Below are 17,486 nucleotides of genomic sequence, written 5' to 3' on the forward strand. Positions count from 1 at the left end.
AAGCGGCCGTTCGCACTGCGCACCCGCGCGTCGCGTCACCACTTACCTGCTGAATATCAAGATTTCTGGCAGTCATTAATTGCCGCCATCACCATATCATGAGCCACGCCACCACGCACTTCAGCGCGGCCTATCGCCAAAGGCAGTATCAGACGTAATTCGCCCGCCAGCACTTTTTTATCGCGCATCATATGGGGCAAATAGTCTTCAGCCTGCATCTCAACCGGTCCGTGTACCGGCAAACCGGCGCGCTGCAGTAACGCGATAACGCGTTGGCAATCCTGTTCGCTGAACTGACCAAGACGTTGCGCGGTTCGCGCCGCCATCACCATACCAGCGGCAATCGCTTCACCATGCAACCAGTTGCCATAGCCCATATGCGCTTCAATGGCATGGCCAAAAGTATGACCCAGATTCAGTAATGCGCGCTGACCGTTTTCACGCTCATCCGCAGCGACAACCTCGGCTTTCAGCTCACAGCAACGACGGATGCACCAGGCCAGCGCGGCTTCATCCAGCGCCAGAAGGCGATCAAGATTTTGCTCAAGCCAGTGAAAGAATTCACCGTCCAGAATGATGCCGTATTTAATCACTTCAGCCAGACCGGACGCCAGCTCACGCGGAGGCAGTGACCGGAGACATTCCGTATCAATCACGACCGAAGCGGGCTGGTAAAACGCACCTATCATGTTTTTGCCAAGAGGATGGTTAACCGCCGTTTTTCCGCCAACCGACGAGTCAACCTGAGACAGCAGCGTGGTCGGCACCTGAATGAACCGCACACCACGTTGATAGCTTGCCGCAGCAAAACCGGTAAGATCGCCAATCACGCCCCCACCCAGCGCCACCAGCGTGGTATCGCGCCCGTGGGGCTTTTGCAGGAGGGCGGTAAAAACCTGATCCATCACCGCCAGCGTTTTGTGCTGCTCACCGTCGGGCAAAATCACCTGATCCGTCTTCACTCCCGCCGCCTTTAGCCGCGCCGTGACCTTATCCAGGTAAAGCGGTGCCAGCGTCTCGTTCGTGACCAGCATGGCATTATCACCCGCTTTTAACGGCCAAAAAGAAGCCGGATCATTAAACAGTCCGGCGGCGATAGTGATGGGGTAACTGCGTTCCCCCAATGAAACGGTGATCTTCTCCATGATGCTCGATACCTGTCAAAGAGCTTTCAAACGTTGGATCAACTTTTTTCCAACATGTGGATAATCTGATTCGCCACCACTTTTGCACTTTGATCGTCAGTGCGGATGGTAACATCGGCGATCTCTTCATACAGCGGGTTGCGTTCAGCGGCCAGCGCTTCAAGTACTTCACGCGGTGGCGACTCGACCTGCAGTAAGGGGCGTTTTTTGTCACGCTGCGTACGTGCCAGTTGTTTCTCAATAGTGGTTTCAAGATAAACCACGACGCCGCGGGCGGAGAGACGATTACGTGTTTCCCGGGATTTTACGGAGCCACCGCCGGTCGCCAGGACGATGCCCTGCTTCTCGGTCAGTTCATTGATGATTTTTTCTTCACGATCGCGGAAGCCAGCTTCGCCTTCAACGTCAAAAACCCAGCCCACATCCGCTCCGGTGCGTCGCTCAATTTCCTGATCGGAATCGAAGAACTCCATATTGAGTTGCTGAGCCAACTGACGGCCAATAGTGCTTTTGCCGGCACCCATCGGCCCAACCAGAAAGATATTGCGTTTCTCTGCCATTTTGTCGGTATTACTAAGAATTCGTTAATGATACCCCGCTTTCAGCATTTTACTGGCGGGACAGGAACTGAGACCTCATGAGCGTTAGCAAGAGTCAGACGAAAAATTATCTCAACACTCAAGGCTGTTTGGCAACCGATTATATTGCTTACAGCACATCCATTTCTGAATTGGCCTGTTGTTCGCGAAACTGTAAGGCGTCAGTAAAGCGTTGTGACATGACTGCGTACAGAGGAATTCGCTCATCTGCTTGCCGGGTTCTTCCAACTCAGACGCTTACAACGTGTTAAAAATCGCTAAACCTTGTAAGCTAATTCCTGTCCTGCGTCAACGCAGTTAAACTTTAAGGGCACATTTTCCGTTTTATCGTGCCGTAAGCGCTGCTTCCCTGACCAATCGCGGCGTCATGAAGATCACCAGCTCGCGTTTTTTATGTTCTTCAGCCTGCTGGCGGAATAATCCCCCCACGACAGGCAGACGGCCAAGTAACGGCACCTGCGTTTGCCCCTGAGTGCGCTGCTGATGGAAAATACCGCCCAGGGCCAGTGTTTGCCCGTCGTTAACCGTCACCTGCGTTTCCATTTCCTGCTTATCAATCGACAGTACCTGCGAGGCGCTGGTCTGAACCACGCGCCCCGGCACGTTCTGGCTGATACGTATTTTCAGCTGAATGCGGCCATTGCCTAAAACTGTGGGCGTGACTTCCATGCCCAGCACCGCTTCTTTGAATTCGATACTGGTTGCGCCGCTGTTACCGGCTGAGACTTCATAAGGGATTTCGGTGCCCTGTTTAATCGACGCGGTTTGCTGATGCGACGTAAAAAGCCGCGGGCTGGCGATGATTTCAACCTGGTTTTCCTGCTCCAGCGCACTGAGCTCCAGATCCAGCACTCTGCCGCCTGTCCGCGACAACGTGACGCCCAGCGAAACAGCGGGCGAGGTCAGCCCCAGGGGAATAGCCAGAAGCGGGTGATGTAAAGCCCGGCTGAGGCTTTCACTATCCTCAGACAGTCGCCAGTTGACGCCCAGCTCATGCAGATTCTCTTCACTAATCGTCACGATATGGGCCGCCAGCTCAACCTGTTCCAGCGGCACATCCAGCGCCTGAATCCAGCGCTCCGTGTCTTGCAGAGCCGGTTCAGTGTCGCGTAGCAACAGGCTGTTGGTGCGCGTGTCCACAGAGGCGCTCCCGCGCGATGTCATAAGCGACTGGCGTTCCCCTTGCAGGCTGCGGTGCACCTCACTGGCACTGGCATAGAGCAGGTTGATCCTGCGCTGCATTAAAGGACGCTGCTGACGCGCTTCCGCCTGTTGTACCTTTTCTGCTTCGCGCCGCTGCTGCTGCCAACGCTCGGGATAAACCAGCAGAACGTTATCTTCTTCCAGCACAGTCAGTTGCGCCATCCGCGCGACCAGCGACAGTGCCTGTTGCCAGGAGACGTTGTCCAGCCGCAGTGACAGCGTTCCGTTAACCTCAGGGGAGATCATCAGGTTGATCTGCTGGTAATCAGCCAGCGCCTGTAAAATGCGCTCAATCGGCGCATCATCAAACGCGAGGCTCAGGCCCTCATCAGGGCTGGCGTGAGCGGGGATCTGGCAAAACAGCAGGAGTGTCAGAATCGCTATCCTTATCATGCAGGCGTCCTTTGAGATGAAACGTGAAACGTTGGGCCGGGCAACTGCCCGGAATAAATAGCTGAAGCGAACGGGAAGTAAACCGGAGGGTTTGCCAGGGGAACAACGGAAAAGGCTGGTCGCTCAGGACGTGAACGGATTTGCCCTGTGGCGTCAGTAGCCAGCCCTGGAACCGGGGAGCACGACCAATGATGCCCTGCAAACGCCATTCGCTGAGAGGTTCAACCTCCGCCAGGCAGGCCGCGCCAGGAAGGGGACGAAACGGATCCCGTGCCTGCGCAACGCCAGCGCCACAGCTGAGTAACAGCAGAACAACACTAATGGGTTTCATCAGCGTCCAGCCAGAGTTGCGCCACCAGATAGTCAGAATGAGCGGTTAACTGAAAGCGATCAGGAAACGCCGCTGCAGACGTTGAAAGCGCAGAAAACAACGGCGGAAACTGGGCCCATTGCAGATGGAAAGTGAGGGCTCGAGGCTGTTCATCGGGCAGCCACTGCTCAAGCGCTGCACCCCGCTCTGCGATGATCGCCTCCAGCGTCGATGACGCGGCTGACTTTTCCATCTGAATCTGCTGAAGTTGTGCCTGTAAAACAGCAAGGGCGGGATAGCGGGCAAACTGTCGCTGCAGCTGTTGCAGGTGCGCCTGCTGCTGCACGCATTGATGCCTGGCATCAGCCAGCACCCGTTTTTGCGGCTGTAGCACGGTCCACCAGGCCACACACAGCAGGCAGACCGCGCCCGCCAACAGGCTGCCATAACGCAGCGGTGGAGCTAACCGCATCCAGTGCCCGGTAAGGCTACTCACTAGTCGCCTCCTTAAGGCGAATATGCAAGACGAAGCGATACTCCTCTTCAGGCTGGCGTTGCACATTGCCTTGTTTGATCTGTGAAAACAGCGCCACATCGCTTAAGCGCTGACGAAAGGCGCGAATCTCCTGCATATGCTGCGCTTTGCCCTCCAGTTGTAACGACGTTTCCCGTTTATCCAGTCGCGTTAACCACAGCCCGTCGGGCAGCAAAGCAGGCAACGCAAGCCAGAGTTGCTGCCAGACGTGAAACTGCCTGCTCTGCTGGTGCAGCCAGTGGCGGCGCTGCTGCGCCTCATCCAGTTGTTTCAGCAGTCGCTGTTGCTGCACCACCTGCTGTTCAGCGGCCTTAAGGGCATGACTGAGGCCGACATGCTGACGCTGAACCCGTCTGAGCGCCTTATGATCCCGCCAGCACTGCCCTGCCACCAGCAGCACGACCAGTCCTGACGTGACAGCCAGCATACGTAAGCTCTGACGCCGTTGACGCTGCCAGCGCCAGTGCCGCCAGGGAAGAAGGTTCACAGCGACCATCAGCAATCCTCTTTCCGCAACGCCAGCCCGGCGGCCAGGACGAAGGCCCCCGGATACGCGGGCAAAGGTGGCTGCTGATAGCGAAATGTTTGCAGGGGAGAGAACGGCACCGTATCAGCCGGCGGCAATGCGTTATCGGCATCACAATAATAAAGCGACGTCGCGTGGGGAAAAGCCTGCTCACGTAGCGCGTCAAAATCGCCCTCTCCGGCAAAAAGTGCGGCGTTGACGCCATCGCTCCACAGGTAACGTGCATCCTGACGTAAAACCACTACACTTCCCGCAGCCAGTTGCGCCTGTTCTGCGACGATGTTGAGTGCGTTCGTCGCCAGTTCAAACACAGAGCATTTAAGGCCGGCCTGCTCCAGCGGTGTCCGCCACTGCGTAACGACATCCCGCCGTGCAGCCGTGACGCTTAGCCGTTCCAGGTTGGTATCGACACGGTAATCCAGGGCCAGTTCACTGGCGTCCACCGGGAAAAGACGCTGAGCGGATGCCCGGACAAAGCGGCCCAGTGCGGGTTCTTTTAAGGGCGGATCAGGCAGAGAAAGCGGTTGCTGTAGTGCCAGGTGCGCGGGAAGACAGACCCGTAACGTATAGCGCCGTGGTAACACCTTACGCCACTGGCTTAATACAGACAGCAATGCAGGGGAAGATTGCAGCACACCGTTTCTTAACGTATCTTGCGGCAGCCGTTGCTGCCACCAGTGGCATAATTGCCAACCCCGGCGACGACGCAGGATGGCAAGGGCACAGCACTGCCGGTTCTGAATATCCAGTCCAATTTGCCAGGTGTGAAAAGCCATGCGCGCGATCTCCTTATCGTCCGGAAAAATGGACATATCAAAGCGTCTGGCTTGCCTTTATACTACTGCGCGGTTGCTTATAAACTGCCCAAACGACAACAGATGGGAAATCTCAGGTGAAGTTCGTAAAGTATTTATTAATCCTTGCAGTGTGTTGCATCTTGCTGGGAGCTGGCTCGATTTATGGTTTGTACAAATATATAGAGCCCCAGTTACCCGACGTTAACACACTGAAAGATGTGCGTTTGCAAACCCCTATGCAGGTTTACAGCGCCGACGGCGATCTTATCGCCCAGTATGGTGAAATGCGCCGTATTCCGCTTAGCCTGCAGCAGGTTCCACCTGACATGGTCCATGCGTTTATTGCGACGGAAGACAGCCGCTTCTATGAGCATCACGGTGTGGATCCCATCGGGATTTTCCGTGCCGCCAGCGTCGCGCTGGTTTCAGGCCATGCGTCCCAGGGGGCCAGTACCATCACACAGCAACTGGCGCGTAACTTTTTCCTCAGTCCGGAACGCTCCCTGATGCGTAAGGTAAAGGAAGCCTTTCTGGCGATTCGCATTGAGCAGTTGCTGAATAAAGACGAAATTCTTGAGCTTTACCTGAATAAAATCTATCTCGGCTACCGGGCTTATGGCGTTGGCGCAGCCTCGCAGGTGTATTTTGGCAAACCCGTTGGCGAGCTGTCGTTGAGTGAAATGGCGACCATCGCCGGGCTGCCGAAAGCCCCGTCAACCTTTAACCCGCTGTATTCCCACAGTCGTGCTGTCGCCCGGCGCAATGTGGTGCTGGCTCGTATGCTGGACCAGAAATACATCACCCAGCAGCAATATGATGAAGCACGTAATGCGCCGCTGGTCGCCAGCTATCATGGCCCGAAAATCGTCTTCTCCGCGCCCTATCTGACCGAGATGGTGCGCCAGGAAATGGTGAAACGCTATGGCGATAATGCGTATACCGATGGTTACAAGGTTTACACCACCGTGACGCGCCGTCTGCAGGAATCCGCGCAGGAAGCCGTGCAGAACAACGTCATCGCCTACGATATGCGTCACGGCTATCGTGGCCCTACCAGCGTGCTGTGGAAAGTCGGCGAGCCAGCCTGGGGGCAAACGCAGATTGTTAAAGCATTAAAAAATCTGCCTCTGTACGGGCCGCTTCATCCGGCCGTCGTAACGCATGTCCAGAGTGACGAAGCCACCGTCATGATGAAGGATGGCAGCAATGTGTCACTGACGATGGCGGGCGTGCGCTGGGCGCGTGCCTTTAAATCGGACACAGTGCAGGGACCGACACCCAAAAGCATTGCACAGGTGCTTCAGCCGGGCCAGCAGATCTGGGTACGCCAGGTCGGCGATACATGGTGGCTGGGCCAGGTACCGGATGTGAACTCGGCCCTGGTTTCACTGGACCCTAATAACGGTGCGGTTCGCGCACTGGTCGGGGGCTTTGACTTCAACCAGAGCATGTTTAACCGCGCGACTCAGGCGCTGCGCCAGGTGGGTTCAAACATCAAGCCGTTCCTGTATACCGCGGCGATGGATCGCGGGTTAACGCTGGCCTCCATTCTGAACGACGTACCGATTTCTCGCTGGGATGCCGGTGCCGGTGCGGACTGGCGTCCAAAGAACTCTCCGCCCACTTACGATGGTCCGATTCGTCTGCGTCAGGGCCTGGGGCAGTCTAAAAACGTAGTTATGGTTCGTGCCATGCGTGCAATGGGCGTGGATTACGCCGCAGAGTATCTCCAGCGTTTTGGCTTCCCGGCACAGAATATTGTGCATACCGAATCGCTGGCCCTGGGTGCCGCGTCGTTCACACCGCTGCAGGTCGTGCGGGGCTATTCGGTCATGGCTAACGGCGGCTTCCTGATCGATCCTTATTTCATCAGTAAGATCGAAAATGAACAGGGACAGACTGTTTTCGAAGAGAAACCCAGAATTGCCTGTCCGCAGTGCAACTTACCGGTGATCTACGGTGAAACCAAAAAAGCGCTGGCGCTGAATGCGGAAAGCGTTGAGAACGTTGCCCCGTCCGCCCCACAGCAAAATCAAGCCGTGCCGCAGCCTGAGCTGGAGCAAGTGCCCGCCCAGCCTCAGCAGGGTGGCGAGCAGCAGTATGCGCCGCACGTGATTAACACACCGCTGTCCTTCCTGATCAAAAGCGCGCTGAACAGTAATATTTTTGGTGAGCCAGGCTGGATGGGGACCGGCTGGCGTGCCGGACGCGACCTGAAACGTAATGATATCGGCGGGAAAACAGGGACGACTAACAGCTCCAAAGATGCCTGGTTCTCGGGTTACGGCCCGGGCGTGGTGACCTCGGTGTGGATCGGCTTCGATGATGCGCGTCGCGATCTGGGTCGCAGTACGCTTTCTGGTGCCATTCCCGATCAGATTTCGGGCTATGAAGGCGGGGCGAAGAGTGCACAGCCTGCATGGGATGACTTTATGAAAGTGGCCCTTGAAGGTGTACCTGTTCAGCCGTTAACGCCGCCTGAGGGCATTGTTACCGTGACCATTGACCGCAGTACGGGCAAGCTGGCCAATGGCGGAGGAAACACACGTCAGGAGTACTTTATCAACGGAACACAGCCAACCGAATATTCGGTTCATGATGCAGGCACGACCATCATGGACAATGGTGAAAGTCACGAACTGTTCTGATAAACGTGAGAGGCGGCCTGGCCGCCTCTCCGCTTTTTACCGCCCGGAAATCTGGTGCTCAATCAGTAATGCAGACGGCCCTGCTTCACCAGCCACTCACGCACCATAAACAACGCACTGACGTTGCGCGCTTCGCGGAAATCAGGCTCCTGCAGTAACGCCAGCATGTTGCTTAACGGCCAACGGTGGACCACCAGCGGCTCAGGCTCATCCCCTTCCAGCTTCTCCTGGTAAAGCCCTTCTGCAACCACGATGTTCATCTTGCTGGAAAAATAGGACGGAGCCATCGTCAGTTTACCCAGCAAAGTCAACTGGCCAGCCCCGAATCCCGCTTCCTCTTTCAGTTCACGGTCGGCCGCCTGATTGACCGTTTCACCCGGATCGATTAAGCCTTTTGGAAAGCCCAGTTCATAGCTTTCCAGGCCCACGGCATACTCTTCGATCAGAATCAGATGATCATCAATGATGGGCACAATCATGACTGCCTCGCGTTCCGACGGTTTCATGCGTTCATAAATGCGCCGGGCGCCATTGCTGAAGGCCAGGTCGACCGCTTCGACAGTAAACAACCGTGAACGTGCTACGGTTTCTACATTGAGGATGTCAGGTTTTTTTAACGACTTTTTCATATCAGCCTCAAACTTGCTGCGCCAGCACTCCGTAGCGAATTAGCATACCTAACCGTGGAGCATTGTGCGACTCAATGACGTCATCCGGTTACGCAGCCCACGTTTTCTCTATGCAATAACGGCTCTATTTCGGGCACAAAAAATTTGCGTTAGTCAATATCTGCCTTCAAAATTCAGACAATGCCGATACAATACTATGTGCATGATAGTTACTATTCTGGCACTGTGTGCTGTAATAACGCCTAATCAAATGATTTACAGTACAATTTTGTTTGTTGTTAAACTTGTCAGAGTTGTTTAACCTCCCATCAATCGCCTGAAATCAGGGGCGCGTCTGGGGACGTAAGTCTAAAGTGAAGGCAGTATTTTGGCTGAATTGAGCAAAGCATGAGCACAATAATTATTATATTGGCCTTAGTGCTAACCTGTTCAATTCTGGCAGGTATTGGATTTTGGTACGCTATGCGGCGCAGGCCGCCGTTGGCGAAACCGTTGCCATTCATCAGCCCGCCCTGCCGTAAACTGACTGAAAGAGAGCGCAGAGCCGTAGAGCAGTATCTTGCCGCCCTGGAAAAACAACCCCGTATTCTCAGCCCTGGTGAATCCCGTCGTCGGCACGAAAAGCTGGTGCTGACCGCCCAGAGCAACAATGTTTATCCGGTTACCCGCGCGATTACCCGCTATGGGCTTTCCACCGACGATCCGCATAAGTGGCGCTACTATCTGGATGAAGTTGAAGTCCATTTGCCGCCGCTGTGGGAACAGTACATCACCGATGAAAATTACGTTGAGTTGATCCGTACGCAATCGATCCCACTCATCATTTCGTTAAACGGCCACTCGCTGGTGGATTACGCGATTGATCAGCAGTCACTGCCTAATCTGATACGTCCGGCATCCACAAATGCCTCTATCCGTAAGGCCGAAAGCGAAAACGTTGAGTTAGTTCGGGTGCGCAAAGAAACCCTGGAAGAGTATCGACTGTCCCGCCCGGATGGCACGCGCGAGGCCGTTATCATCTCGTTTGCGTTGATGATGTTTTTTATTGGTTTGTTATTACCCACAAGTCTGATGATCTGGCTGGTGGTGATTGCCAGCGCGATGGTCGCCGCAAGTCTGTGGTTAATGTACCGGATTCCCGGTGAAAATGGTCTGCGTGAGATCCACTGCCTGCGCGGCGCGCCAAAACGCTGGGGCTTATTTGGCGAGTCCAATCAAGAGCAGAGCAACATCACGCTGGGGATTATCGACCTGATTTATCCTGCGCACTGGCAGCCTTACGTCGCACACGACCTGGGGCAGGTTACAGACGTCGAAATTTATCTTAACCGTCAGGTGGTGCGTCAGGGCCGTTTTCTTTCTTTGCAGGACGAGGTAAAAAACTTTCCGCTTCAGCGCTGGCGGAAAAATGTCGTTCTGGCCTGCGGTGCTTTTATTGTTCTGGCCTTCTTACTCACCTGGATACCGCTCAGTATGCCCATCAAGCTCAGCCTTGCATGGGTAAAAGGTACTGACAGCCTTGATGTCAGTAGCGTCAATCAACTGAGTCGTGAAGATTTGAAAGTGGGTGATAGCCTGAAGGTTACCGGGACCGGCATGTGTGCCGTGCCGGGCAATTATCAAAGCAATCGCACTTATATCTACATGCCGTTCGACTGCTCGCAGATCTACTGGAATAACGCTACGCCTCTGCCACTGCCTCACTCAGATATTATTGAGAAAGCCTCCGCGCTTCTGGAAACCACCACAAAACAGCTGCATCCCGAAACCAATACGGACCCCAAACTGAATCCGCAGTTAGCGTCTGCGATTCAGAAATCAGGCATGATTTTGCTGGATGACTTTTCCGATCTGGTATTGAAAACGCAGGCGCTGTGCAGCCAGGCACAGGACTGTGTTCGGCTTAAAAACGCGTTGGTGAATTTGGGCAATGCCAAAGACTGGGACACATTAGTCAGCCGCGCCGATTCCGGTCAACTTAACGGGATGAATGTCCTGCTGCGCCCTGTCAGCGCGGAAGCGCTGGAAAATCTGGTGCACACCGCGACGTCGACCTTCTTTTATCGTGAAACGCGTCGTGCCACAGAAAATCTCAACAGCCCACCGCCGGGCGGGTTTGTGATTGTCAGCGACGAAGGGCACCAGTTAGTCAACCAGCCTCAGCCCGCGGTTCCCTTGTTTGATCTGGATGCGGCCTCACAATGGCAGGAGCTGCAACGTCTGTCCTCACTGCTGTTGCACACGCCGTTCAGCGCGACGGGCATCATCACGAACATCTACACAGATGCCAACGGCACGCGCCATATCGCCCTGCATAATGAACCTGATGCGATGGCAAAATGGCGCTATCTCGGTGCCGCCTTGCTGTTAATCGTGCTCCTGGCCTGTGGCCTGACTAACGGCCTGCTGGCGCTGCGTCGTATGCATCTGAATCGTCAGCGTATGCTCGCGATTCAGCAATACTACGACACGTGCTTTAACCCTTCCCTCAGCACTATACAGGGCGTGCGCTCCGTATTCTGACCGGCCTGCAACTGTGCTACCCTGTTGCGCGAAAAGGCAATGGGTAAATCCGCCATGATGTGTAACGGTTCTGATATTGATACCGTGCTGTTGGATATGGACGGCACGTTACTGGATCTGGCGTTTGACCGCGTCTTTTGGCGGGAACAGGTGCCGGATGCGCTGAGCGCGCATCGGGGCATCCCTGTCAAACACGCGCGGCAGTTGATGGAAGAAAAATATCAGGCCGTGTCCCATACGCTAAACTGGTATTGTCTGGACTACTGGTCAGAGGCCCTGCAACTGGATATCCACGCGATGCTCTGGGCACACCGTCATCGCGTCCGCTTACGGCCCGATACGCTGCCTTTTCTGCAGATGCTGCGGCGCGCAGGTAAGCGCACTATTCTGCTAACCAATGCGCATCCCTGGAATCTGGACGTTAAACGACGACAAACAGGTTTAGCACCACACCTTGATTTATTACTTTCCACCCATACCTTTGGCTATCCGAAAGAAGATCAACGTTTGTGGCAGGCGGTCGCGCAACACACGGGCTTTGATGCATCACGAACATTGTTCATTGATGACAACGAAATCCTTCTTGATGTCGCTAAATCCTGGGGAATCGGCTGGTGTTTAGGCATCCGTAATCCTGATTCCGGTCGTCCCGAACAACCCTTTCAGCGTCACTATGCAATAAGCCATTACCGCACAGTGATCCAGGCCTGGGAGCAGCTATGAAAGAAAAATCTGACGACGGTGTTCGTCTTGATAAATGGCTTTGGGCGGCGCGGTTCTATAAAACCCGTTCCATTGCGCGCGAGATGATTGAAGGCGGTAAGGTTCATTACAATGGTCAGCGCAGCAAACCAAGTAAGCTGGTTGAACGTGATGCGGAGCTAACCCTGCGCCAGGGCAATGATGAACGTACCGTCGTAATTACCGGGATCAGCGAACAGCGGCGCCCGGCCAGTGAAGCGCAGCAGCTTTATCGTGAAACGGACGCCAGCATTGAGAAGCGCGAAAAAATGGCGCTGGCGCGCAAAATGAATGCGCTGACTATGCCCCATCCCGATCGCCGGCCTGACAAAAAAGAGCGCCGCGATTTGATGAAATTTAAGTTATCGGGTGATGAGTAAGACAGGCCTTGATGCCGCTCACCGCCCGCCCAAAGAGAGAAAAATTATGTCTGTAAACGATCAACTGCGCCGTTATCTGTTTGAAAATGCTGCTGTTCGTGGCGAACTGGTCAACGTTTCAAACACCTGGCGTGAAACCATTAAAAACCACGATTATCCACCCGCTGTGCAAACCCTGCTGGGTGAGTTACTGGTGGCAACCAGCCTGCTTACCGCGACGCTGAAATTTGATGGTGAGATCACCGTGCAGTTGCAGGGCGATGGTCCGCTGACGCTGGCCGTGATCAATGGGAATAATCAGCAGGAATTACGCGGTGTCGCGCGAATGAAAGGCGAGATCCCTGACGACAGCACGCTTAAGAGCATGGTGGGCAACGGCTATCTGGTGATTACGATTACACCAGAAAAAGGTGAGCGCTATCAGGGCGTGGTCGGTCTGGAAGGTGACACGCTGAGCGAATGCCTGGAAGATTACTTCATGCGTTCAGAACAGCTGCCAACCCGACTGTTTATCCGCACCAGCGATGCAGGCGCCGCCGGGATTCTGTTACAGGTTCTGCCCGCGCAGGACACGGATAAAGAGGATTTCGACCATCTCGCTACGTTGACAGAGACGATTAAAACAGAAGAATTGATCGACCTGCCGGCAACTGATGTGCTCTGGCGACTGTACCATCAGGAAGAAGTGACCGTTTACGATCCCCAGCCGGTGATCTACAAATGTACCTGCTCGCGCGAACGTTGCGGCGAGGTCCTGAAAACGCTGCCGCAGGAAGAAGTCGATGAGATTATTGCCGAAGACGGCAAAATCGATATGCATTGCGACTATTGCGGATCGCATTATGTTTTCGATGCTGTCGATATTGCCGGTATCCGCAGCAACTCCGTGGAAAACAGCAACCGTCTTCACTGATCCGACCAGGGCGGTTCTGCCGCCCTCACCTCTGCTTTGCTATGCCCTTAATTTACTTGATAAATTATCTTTTTTTACTTTCTTAACATCTTAAAAACGTTCGAAACACGACCTTAACGCGCCCTGAGTCGCATTTTTAAAAGAACATACCTTCCCCCTCAGACTCAGTAGAGTACACTGCGCGCGATCTGTCTCCTCGCCTGACCGGGCGGCCTTTGACCGACACGATCCCAAACTCTTTTTGCCCGTACAGAACAGACACCGATTTAAGGAGCAGTAAAATGCGCGTTAACGGCCTGACCTCGAAAGCCCTTGCCGATCTGGGCATCACCGATACCACTGAGGTGGTTCACAACCCTGATTACGACACGTTATTTCAGGAAGAGATGCGCCCGGAGCTCGAAGGTTTTGAGCGTGGCACCCTGACGCAAAGCGGCGCAATCGCAGTCGATACCGGGGTGTTTACCGGGCGCTCGCCTAAGGATAAGTACATCGTCCGCGATGACACCACGCGCGATACGTTGTGGTGGAACGATCAAGGCACCGGAAAAAACGATAACCAGCCTCTGTCGCAGGAAACCTGGCAAGCGCTGAAAAAATGCGTGACGCAGCAGCTTTCAGGTAAGCGTCTGTTTATTGTGGACGCCTTCTGCGGTGCCAATCCTGACTCACGCCTGAGCGTACGCTTTATTACCGAAGTGGCCTGGCAGGCACACTTTGTGAAAAACATGTTTATCCAGCCCAGCGCTGCCGAACTGGATAACTTCACGCCGGATTTTGTGGTCATGAACGGCGCAAAATGCACCAATCCGGACTGGCAGGCGCAGGGACTGCATTCTGAGAACTTCGTGGCCTTTAACCTGACGGAAAGGATGCAGCTGATTGGCGGCACCTGGTATGGCGGGGAGATGAAAAAAGGGCTGTTCGCAATCATGAACTACCTGCTCCCACTGAAAGGCATTGCGTCAATGCACTGCTCGGCCAACGTGGGTAAAGCCGGTGACGTGGCGGTGTTCTTTGGTCTGTCCGGCACGGGTAAAACCACATTGTCTACCGATCCGGATCGCCAGCTTATTGGCGATGATGAACACGGCTGGGACGATGACGGCGTGTTTAACTTTGAAGGCGGCTGCTACGCCAAAACGATTAATCTTTCTGAGCAGGCCGAACCCGAAATCTACCGCGCCATTCGCCGCAATGCGCTGCTGGAAAACGTGGTGGTGCGTGAAGACGGCAGTATCGATTTTGCGGATGACAGCAAAACCGAAAACACCCGCGTCTCCTATCCGATTCATCACATCGATAATATCGTGCAGCCGGTTTCCAAAGCAGGTCATGCGAAGAAGGTGATTTTCCTGACCGCCGATGCCTTTGGCGTACTGCCTCCGGTCTCCCGTTTAACGCCAGAGCAGACGCAGTACCATTTCCTGTCGGGATTCACCGCCAAGCTTGCCGGCACGGAACGCGGTGTGACCGCCCCCACGCCAACATTCTCAGCCTGCTTTGGTGCCGCCTTCCTGACACTGCACCCCACGCAGTATGCAGAAGTGCTGGTGAAGCGCATGGAAGCGGCCGGTGCGCAGGCTTATCTGGTTAACACCGGCTGGAACGGCAGTGGAAAACGCATTTCGCTGAAAAATACCCGCGCCATTATCAACGCGATTCTGGCCGGTGAGCTGGATGATGCGCCAACGGAAACGCTGCCGGTATTCAACCTTCAGGTCCCTAAAACCCTGGGCGATCTGGATGAAGACACCCTGGATCCACGTCGTAGCTGGGAAAGTGAAGCGAAGTGGCACGCTGCGGCGGATGATTTGGCCCAGCGTTTTATCACTAACTTTGAGAAGTATACCGATAATGCGGCAGGTGCCGCGTTGGTTAAAGCCGGTCCACAGCGCTAATCGCCACGGCGCGGCCTGAACCACCGCGCCGTTTTTTTAGCTCAGCGAAAGATTGCCGCTGTTTTGAACCGCTTCCGGAGTTTCTGCTAACGGCAGCCAGGCACGGATGCGTAATCCTCCCCGCTCACTGTCGCCAATTTCCAGCGAACCCTGATGTGCATCGATAATACGCTGCACGATAGCCAGTCCCAGACCGGTACCGCTGGTGCTACGCGCACTGTCACCGCGCACAAACGGCTGGAACAGATGGGCCAGTTGATCGGGTTTAATTCCCGGGCCATCGTCTTCAACCTGGAACCAGGCGCGATGCAGTTCCCGACCGCTGCTGACCTTGATCCAGCCATTTCCATAACGTGCTGCGTTCACCACCAGGTTAGCCAGCGCACGTTTAATGGAAAGGGGATTAATCTCCAGCATCAACTCTTCCGCCATCACCGCATTTTCGATTTCACGCTCGTAGCCGCTTTCTGCGGCCACCACTTCACCCAAAACACTGTTCAGGTCGGCCAGTTCGGTCTGCATTTCCTGACCGGTGCGCAGGTAGTCAATGAACTGCTCGATGATGGCATTGCACTCTTCGATGTCTTTATTGATCGATTCGGCCAGATAGCCATCCTGCTCGTTCATCATCTCTGTGGCGAGGCGAATACGGGTTAACGGCGTACGTAAATCGTGGCTGACGCCCGCCATGAGCAACGTTCTGTCGTCAGCGAGCTGTTTAACGCCTGCCGCCATCTGGTTAAACGCGCGCGTGACCGAGCGCACTTCTGACGCGCCATACTCACGCAGTGGCGGCGGGATAATGCCTTTACCGACCTGCAGTGCGGCGTGTTCCAGGTCCACCAGCGGGCGGTTTTGTATGCGGATAAATAGCCAGGCCCCGCCGATCGCCAGCAACATTATCGCCAGGGTATAGCGGAACAGCGGTGAGAAATCACCCTGGTGAATTTCAGTCAGCGGCACGCGCACCCAGATATCGGGCGACAGCCAGGTCTTTAACCAGACAACCGGGGAATTTTTATTAACCTCGACGCGCACATCGGTCGGGCCACCAAGCTGCTGCCCCATCTGATCGCTGAGGAACTTATAGTGCTGTGCCCAGCGCAGTCCGCTCTCCTCTGCCGCCGCATTGGTATAGAGCGAAATACCCAGTTCACGATAGATTTCGCGGCGAAACGCGGGTGGCACTTCCAGCTGCGTGCCATCTTCCAGTTGTAGACGGTCCGTCATCAGCATACGGACTTCATACGCCAGAACCTTATTGAACTGTTGCAGGCTGGGAAGAATGGCGAAGTTCAGCACCACCAGGTAGGTCGTTACCAGGCTGACAAACAGCAAGGTAACGATCAACAACAAGGTGCGGGCAAACGAACTTCGTGGCGAGAAGCGCAACCGCCTCATGCTTTACTGCCGTCCGGTACAAAGACGTAACCCAGGCCCCAAACGGTCTGGATGTAGCGTGGGTGAGCCGGATCTTCTTCCACCATGCGGCGCAGGCGAGAGATCTGAACGTCAATGGAACGCTCCATAGCACTGTACTCACGACCGCGGGCCAGGTTCATCAGTTTATCGCGCGACAGCGGCTCACGTGGATGACTCACCAGCGCCTTAAGCACGGCGAATTCGCCGCTGGTTAACGGCATAGGTTCATCTTCACGGAACATTTCCCGCGTGCCCAGGTTGAGCTTGAACTTACCAAACGCGATGACCGCTTCTTCCTGCGAAGGCGCACCGGGCAGCTCATTGGCCTGACGACGCAGCACGGCACGAATGCGCGCCAGCAGTTCACGCGGGTTGAATGGCTTGGGAATATAGTCGTCCGCACCGATTTCCAGCCCCACGATACGGTCCACTTCTTCACCCTTAGCCGTGACCATGATGATAGGCATGGGGTTGCTCTGGCTACGCAGACGGCGGCAAATCGACAGCCCATCTTCGCCAGGCAGCATCAGATCCAGCACCATCAAATGGAAGGATTCGCGGGTTAACAGACGATCCATCTGCTCGGCGTTGGCGACACTGCGCACCTGAAAGCCTTGTTCGGTAAGGTAGCGTTCAAGCAGAGCGCGTAAACGCATATCGTCATCGACGACCAGGATCTTGTAGTTTTCTTGCATTTTTAACTCCCAAAGGCGCGATTGCCTGAGCCGATATTGTTAAAAAAACATGTGGCACAGCGACAGTGTTTAATGGTTTATATTCTAGTCAAAATTGTTACAAAGCATATTAAACAGCAGCTTATA

The 17,486-nt window shown here is 54.8% G+C and carries 16 protein-coding genes; 6 read left to right on the top strand and 10 right to left on the bottom strand.

Annotation, left to right across the window (positions count from 1 at the left end):
* Window positions 1–56: 56 nt before the first annotated feature.
* The 7 genes from aroB to pilM form a co-directional block, all read right to left on the bottom strand.
* The gene (aroB, locus tag G5574_RS11920; protein WP_033741570.1) at window positions 57–1,145 is read right to left on the bottom strand and encodes a 3-dehydroquinate synthase; all 1,089 of its coding nucleotides are present in this window, start codon (window positions 1,143–1,145) and stop codon (window positions 57–59) included.
* Between the two features lie 38 nt (window positions 1,146–1,183).
* On the bottom strand, window positions 1,184–1,705 hold the full coding sequence (gene aroK, locus G5574_RS11925) for a shikimate kinase AroK (protein ID WP_033741572.1): 522 nt from the start codon (window positions 1,703–1,705) through the stop codon (window positions 1,184–1,186).
* 363 nt (window positions 1,706–2,068) lie between these two features.
* The gene (gene hofQ / locus G5574_RS11930; RefSeq protein ID WP_072193577.1) at window positions 2,069–3,340 is read right to left on the bottom strand and encodes a DNA uptake porin HofQ; all 1,272 of its coding nucleotides are present in this window, start codon (window positions 3,338–3,340) and stop codon (window positions 2,069–2,071) included.
* Window positions 3,276–3,671 (bottom strand): HofP DNA utilization family protein, encoded by a 396-nt coding sequence (locus G5574_RS11935; protein ID WP_054686911.1) that lies wholly within the window; start codon window positions 3,669–3,671, stop codon window positions 3,276–3,278. The genes hofQ and G5574_RS11935 overlap by 65 nt, the downstream gene beginning before the upstream one ends.
* Window positions 3,658–4,146, bottom strand: coding sequence for a type II secretion system protein GspM (gene gspM / locus G5574_RS11940; protein ID WP_164482653.1), 489 nt, complete (start codon window positions 4,144–4,146; stop codon window positions 3,658–3,660). Before gspM ends, G5574_RS11935 begins: the two co-directional genes overlap by 14 nt.
* Window positions 4,139–4,681 (bottom strand): PilN domain-containing protein, encoded by a 543-nt coding sequence (locus G5574_RS11945; RefSeq protein ID WP_164482654.1) that lies wholly within the window; start codon window positions 4,679–4,681, stop codon window positions 4,139–4,141. Before G5574_RS11945 ends, gspM begins: the two co-directional genes overlap by 8 nt.
* A complete protein-coding gene (gene pilM, locus G5574_RS11950) occupies window positions 4,681–5,487 on the bottom strand; it encodes a pilus assembly protein PilM (RefSeq protein ID WP_164482655.1) in 807 nt (268 codons plus the stop codon). Before pilM ends, G5574_RS11945 begins: the two co-directional genes overlap by 1 nt.
* A gap of 116 nt (window positions 5,488–5,603) precedes the next feature.
* On the opposite strand from pilM, the gene mrcA reads away from it, so the two are divergent.
* Complete coding sequence (mrcA, locus tag G5574_RS11955) at window positions 5,604–8,156, top strand: peptidoglycan glycosyltransferase/peptidoglycan DD-transpeptidase MrcA (RefSeq protein ID WP_039342670.1); 2,553 nt, start codon at window positions 5,604–5,606, stop codon at window positions 8,154–8,156.
* Between the two features lie 62 nt (window positions 8,157–8,218).
* Here the strand turns inward: mrcA and nudE are convergent, their stop codons facing one another.
* Window positions 8,219–8,785, bottom strand: coding sequence for an ADP compounds hydrolase NudE (nudE, locus tag G5574_RS11960; RefSeq protein WP_006121006.1), 567 nt, complete (start codon window positions 8,783–8,785; stop codon window positions 8,219–8,221).
* 387 nt (window positions 8,786–9,172) lie between these two features.
* Between nudE and G5574_RS11965 the strand changes: the two genes are divergently transcribed.
* The 5 genes from G5574_RS11965 (at window position 9,173) to pckA (ending at window position 15,243) form a co-directional block, all read left to right on the top strand.
* Complete coding sequence (locus tag G5574_RS11965) at window positions 9,173–11,308, top strand: intracellular growth attenuator family protein (protein ID WP_039342672.1); 2,136 nt, start codon at window positions 9,173–9,175, stop codon at window positions 11,306–11,308.
* A 57-nt stretch (window positions 11,309–11,365) separates the two neighbouring features.
* Window positions 11,366–12,031: a GMP/IMP nucleotidase gene (gene yrfG, locus G5574_RS11970; protein ID WP_394550769.1), complete on the top strand. Its 666-nt coding sequence runs from the start codon at window positions 11,366–11,368 to the stop codon at window positions 12,029–12,031.
* The gene (hslR, locus tag G5574_RS11975) at window positions 12,028–12,429 is read left to right on the top strand and encodes a ribosome-associated heat shock protein Hsp15 (protein ID WP_162286686.1); all 402 of its coding nucleotides are present in this window, start codon (window positions 12,028–12,030) and stop codon (window positions 12,427–12,429) included. The genes yrfG and hslR overlap by 4 nt, the downstream gene beginning before the upstream one ends.
* 46 nt (window positions 12,430–12,475) lie before the next feature.
* Complete coding sequence (gene hslO / locus G5574_RS11980) at window positions 12,476–13,342, top strand: Hsp33 family molecular chaperone HslO (protein ID WP_006121009.1); 867 nt, start codon at window positions 12,476–12,478, stop codon at window positions 13,340–13,342.
* A gap of 281 nt (window positions 13,343–13,623) precedes the next feature.
* Window positions 13,624–15,243: a phosphoenolpyruvate carboxykinase (ATP) gene (gene pckA / locus G5574_RS11985; protein ID WP_054686900.1), complete on the top strand. Its 1,620-nt coding sequence runs from the start codon at window positions 13,624–13,626 to the stop codon at window positions 15,241–15,243.
* Between the two features lie 36 nt (window positions 15,244–15,279).
* Here the strand turns inward: pckA and envZ are convergent, their stop codons facing one another.
* Both envZ and ompR read right to left on the bottom strand, forming a co-directional pair.
* Window positions 15,280–16,644 (bottom strand): two-component system sensor histidine kinase EnvZ, encoded by a 1,365-nt coding sequence (envZ, locus tag G5574_RS11990; RefSeq protein WP_006121011.1) that lies wholly within the window; start codon window positions 16,642–16,644, stop codon window positions 15,280–15,282.
* A complete protein-coding gene (ompR, locus tag G5574_RS11995) occupies window positions 16,641–17,360 on the bottom strand; it encodes an osmolarity response regulator transcription factor OmpR (RefSeq protein ID WP_001157751.1) in 720 nt (239 codons plus the stop codon). The genes envZ and ompR overlap by 4 nt, the downstream gene beginning before the upstream one ends.
* Window positions 17,361–17,486 lie beyond the last annotated feature (126 nt).

The sequence above is a fragment of the Pantoea stewartii genome (assembly GCF_011044475.1).
Taxonomy (GTDB): Bacteria; Pseudomonadota; Gammaproteobacteria; order Enterobacterales; family Enterobacteriaceae; genus Pantoea; species Pantoea stewartii.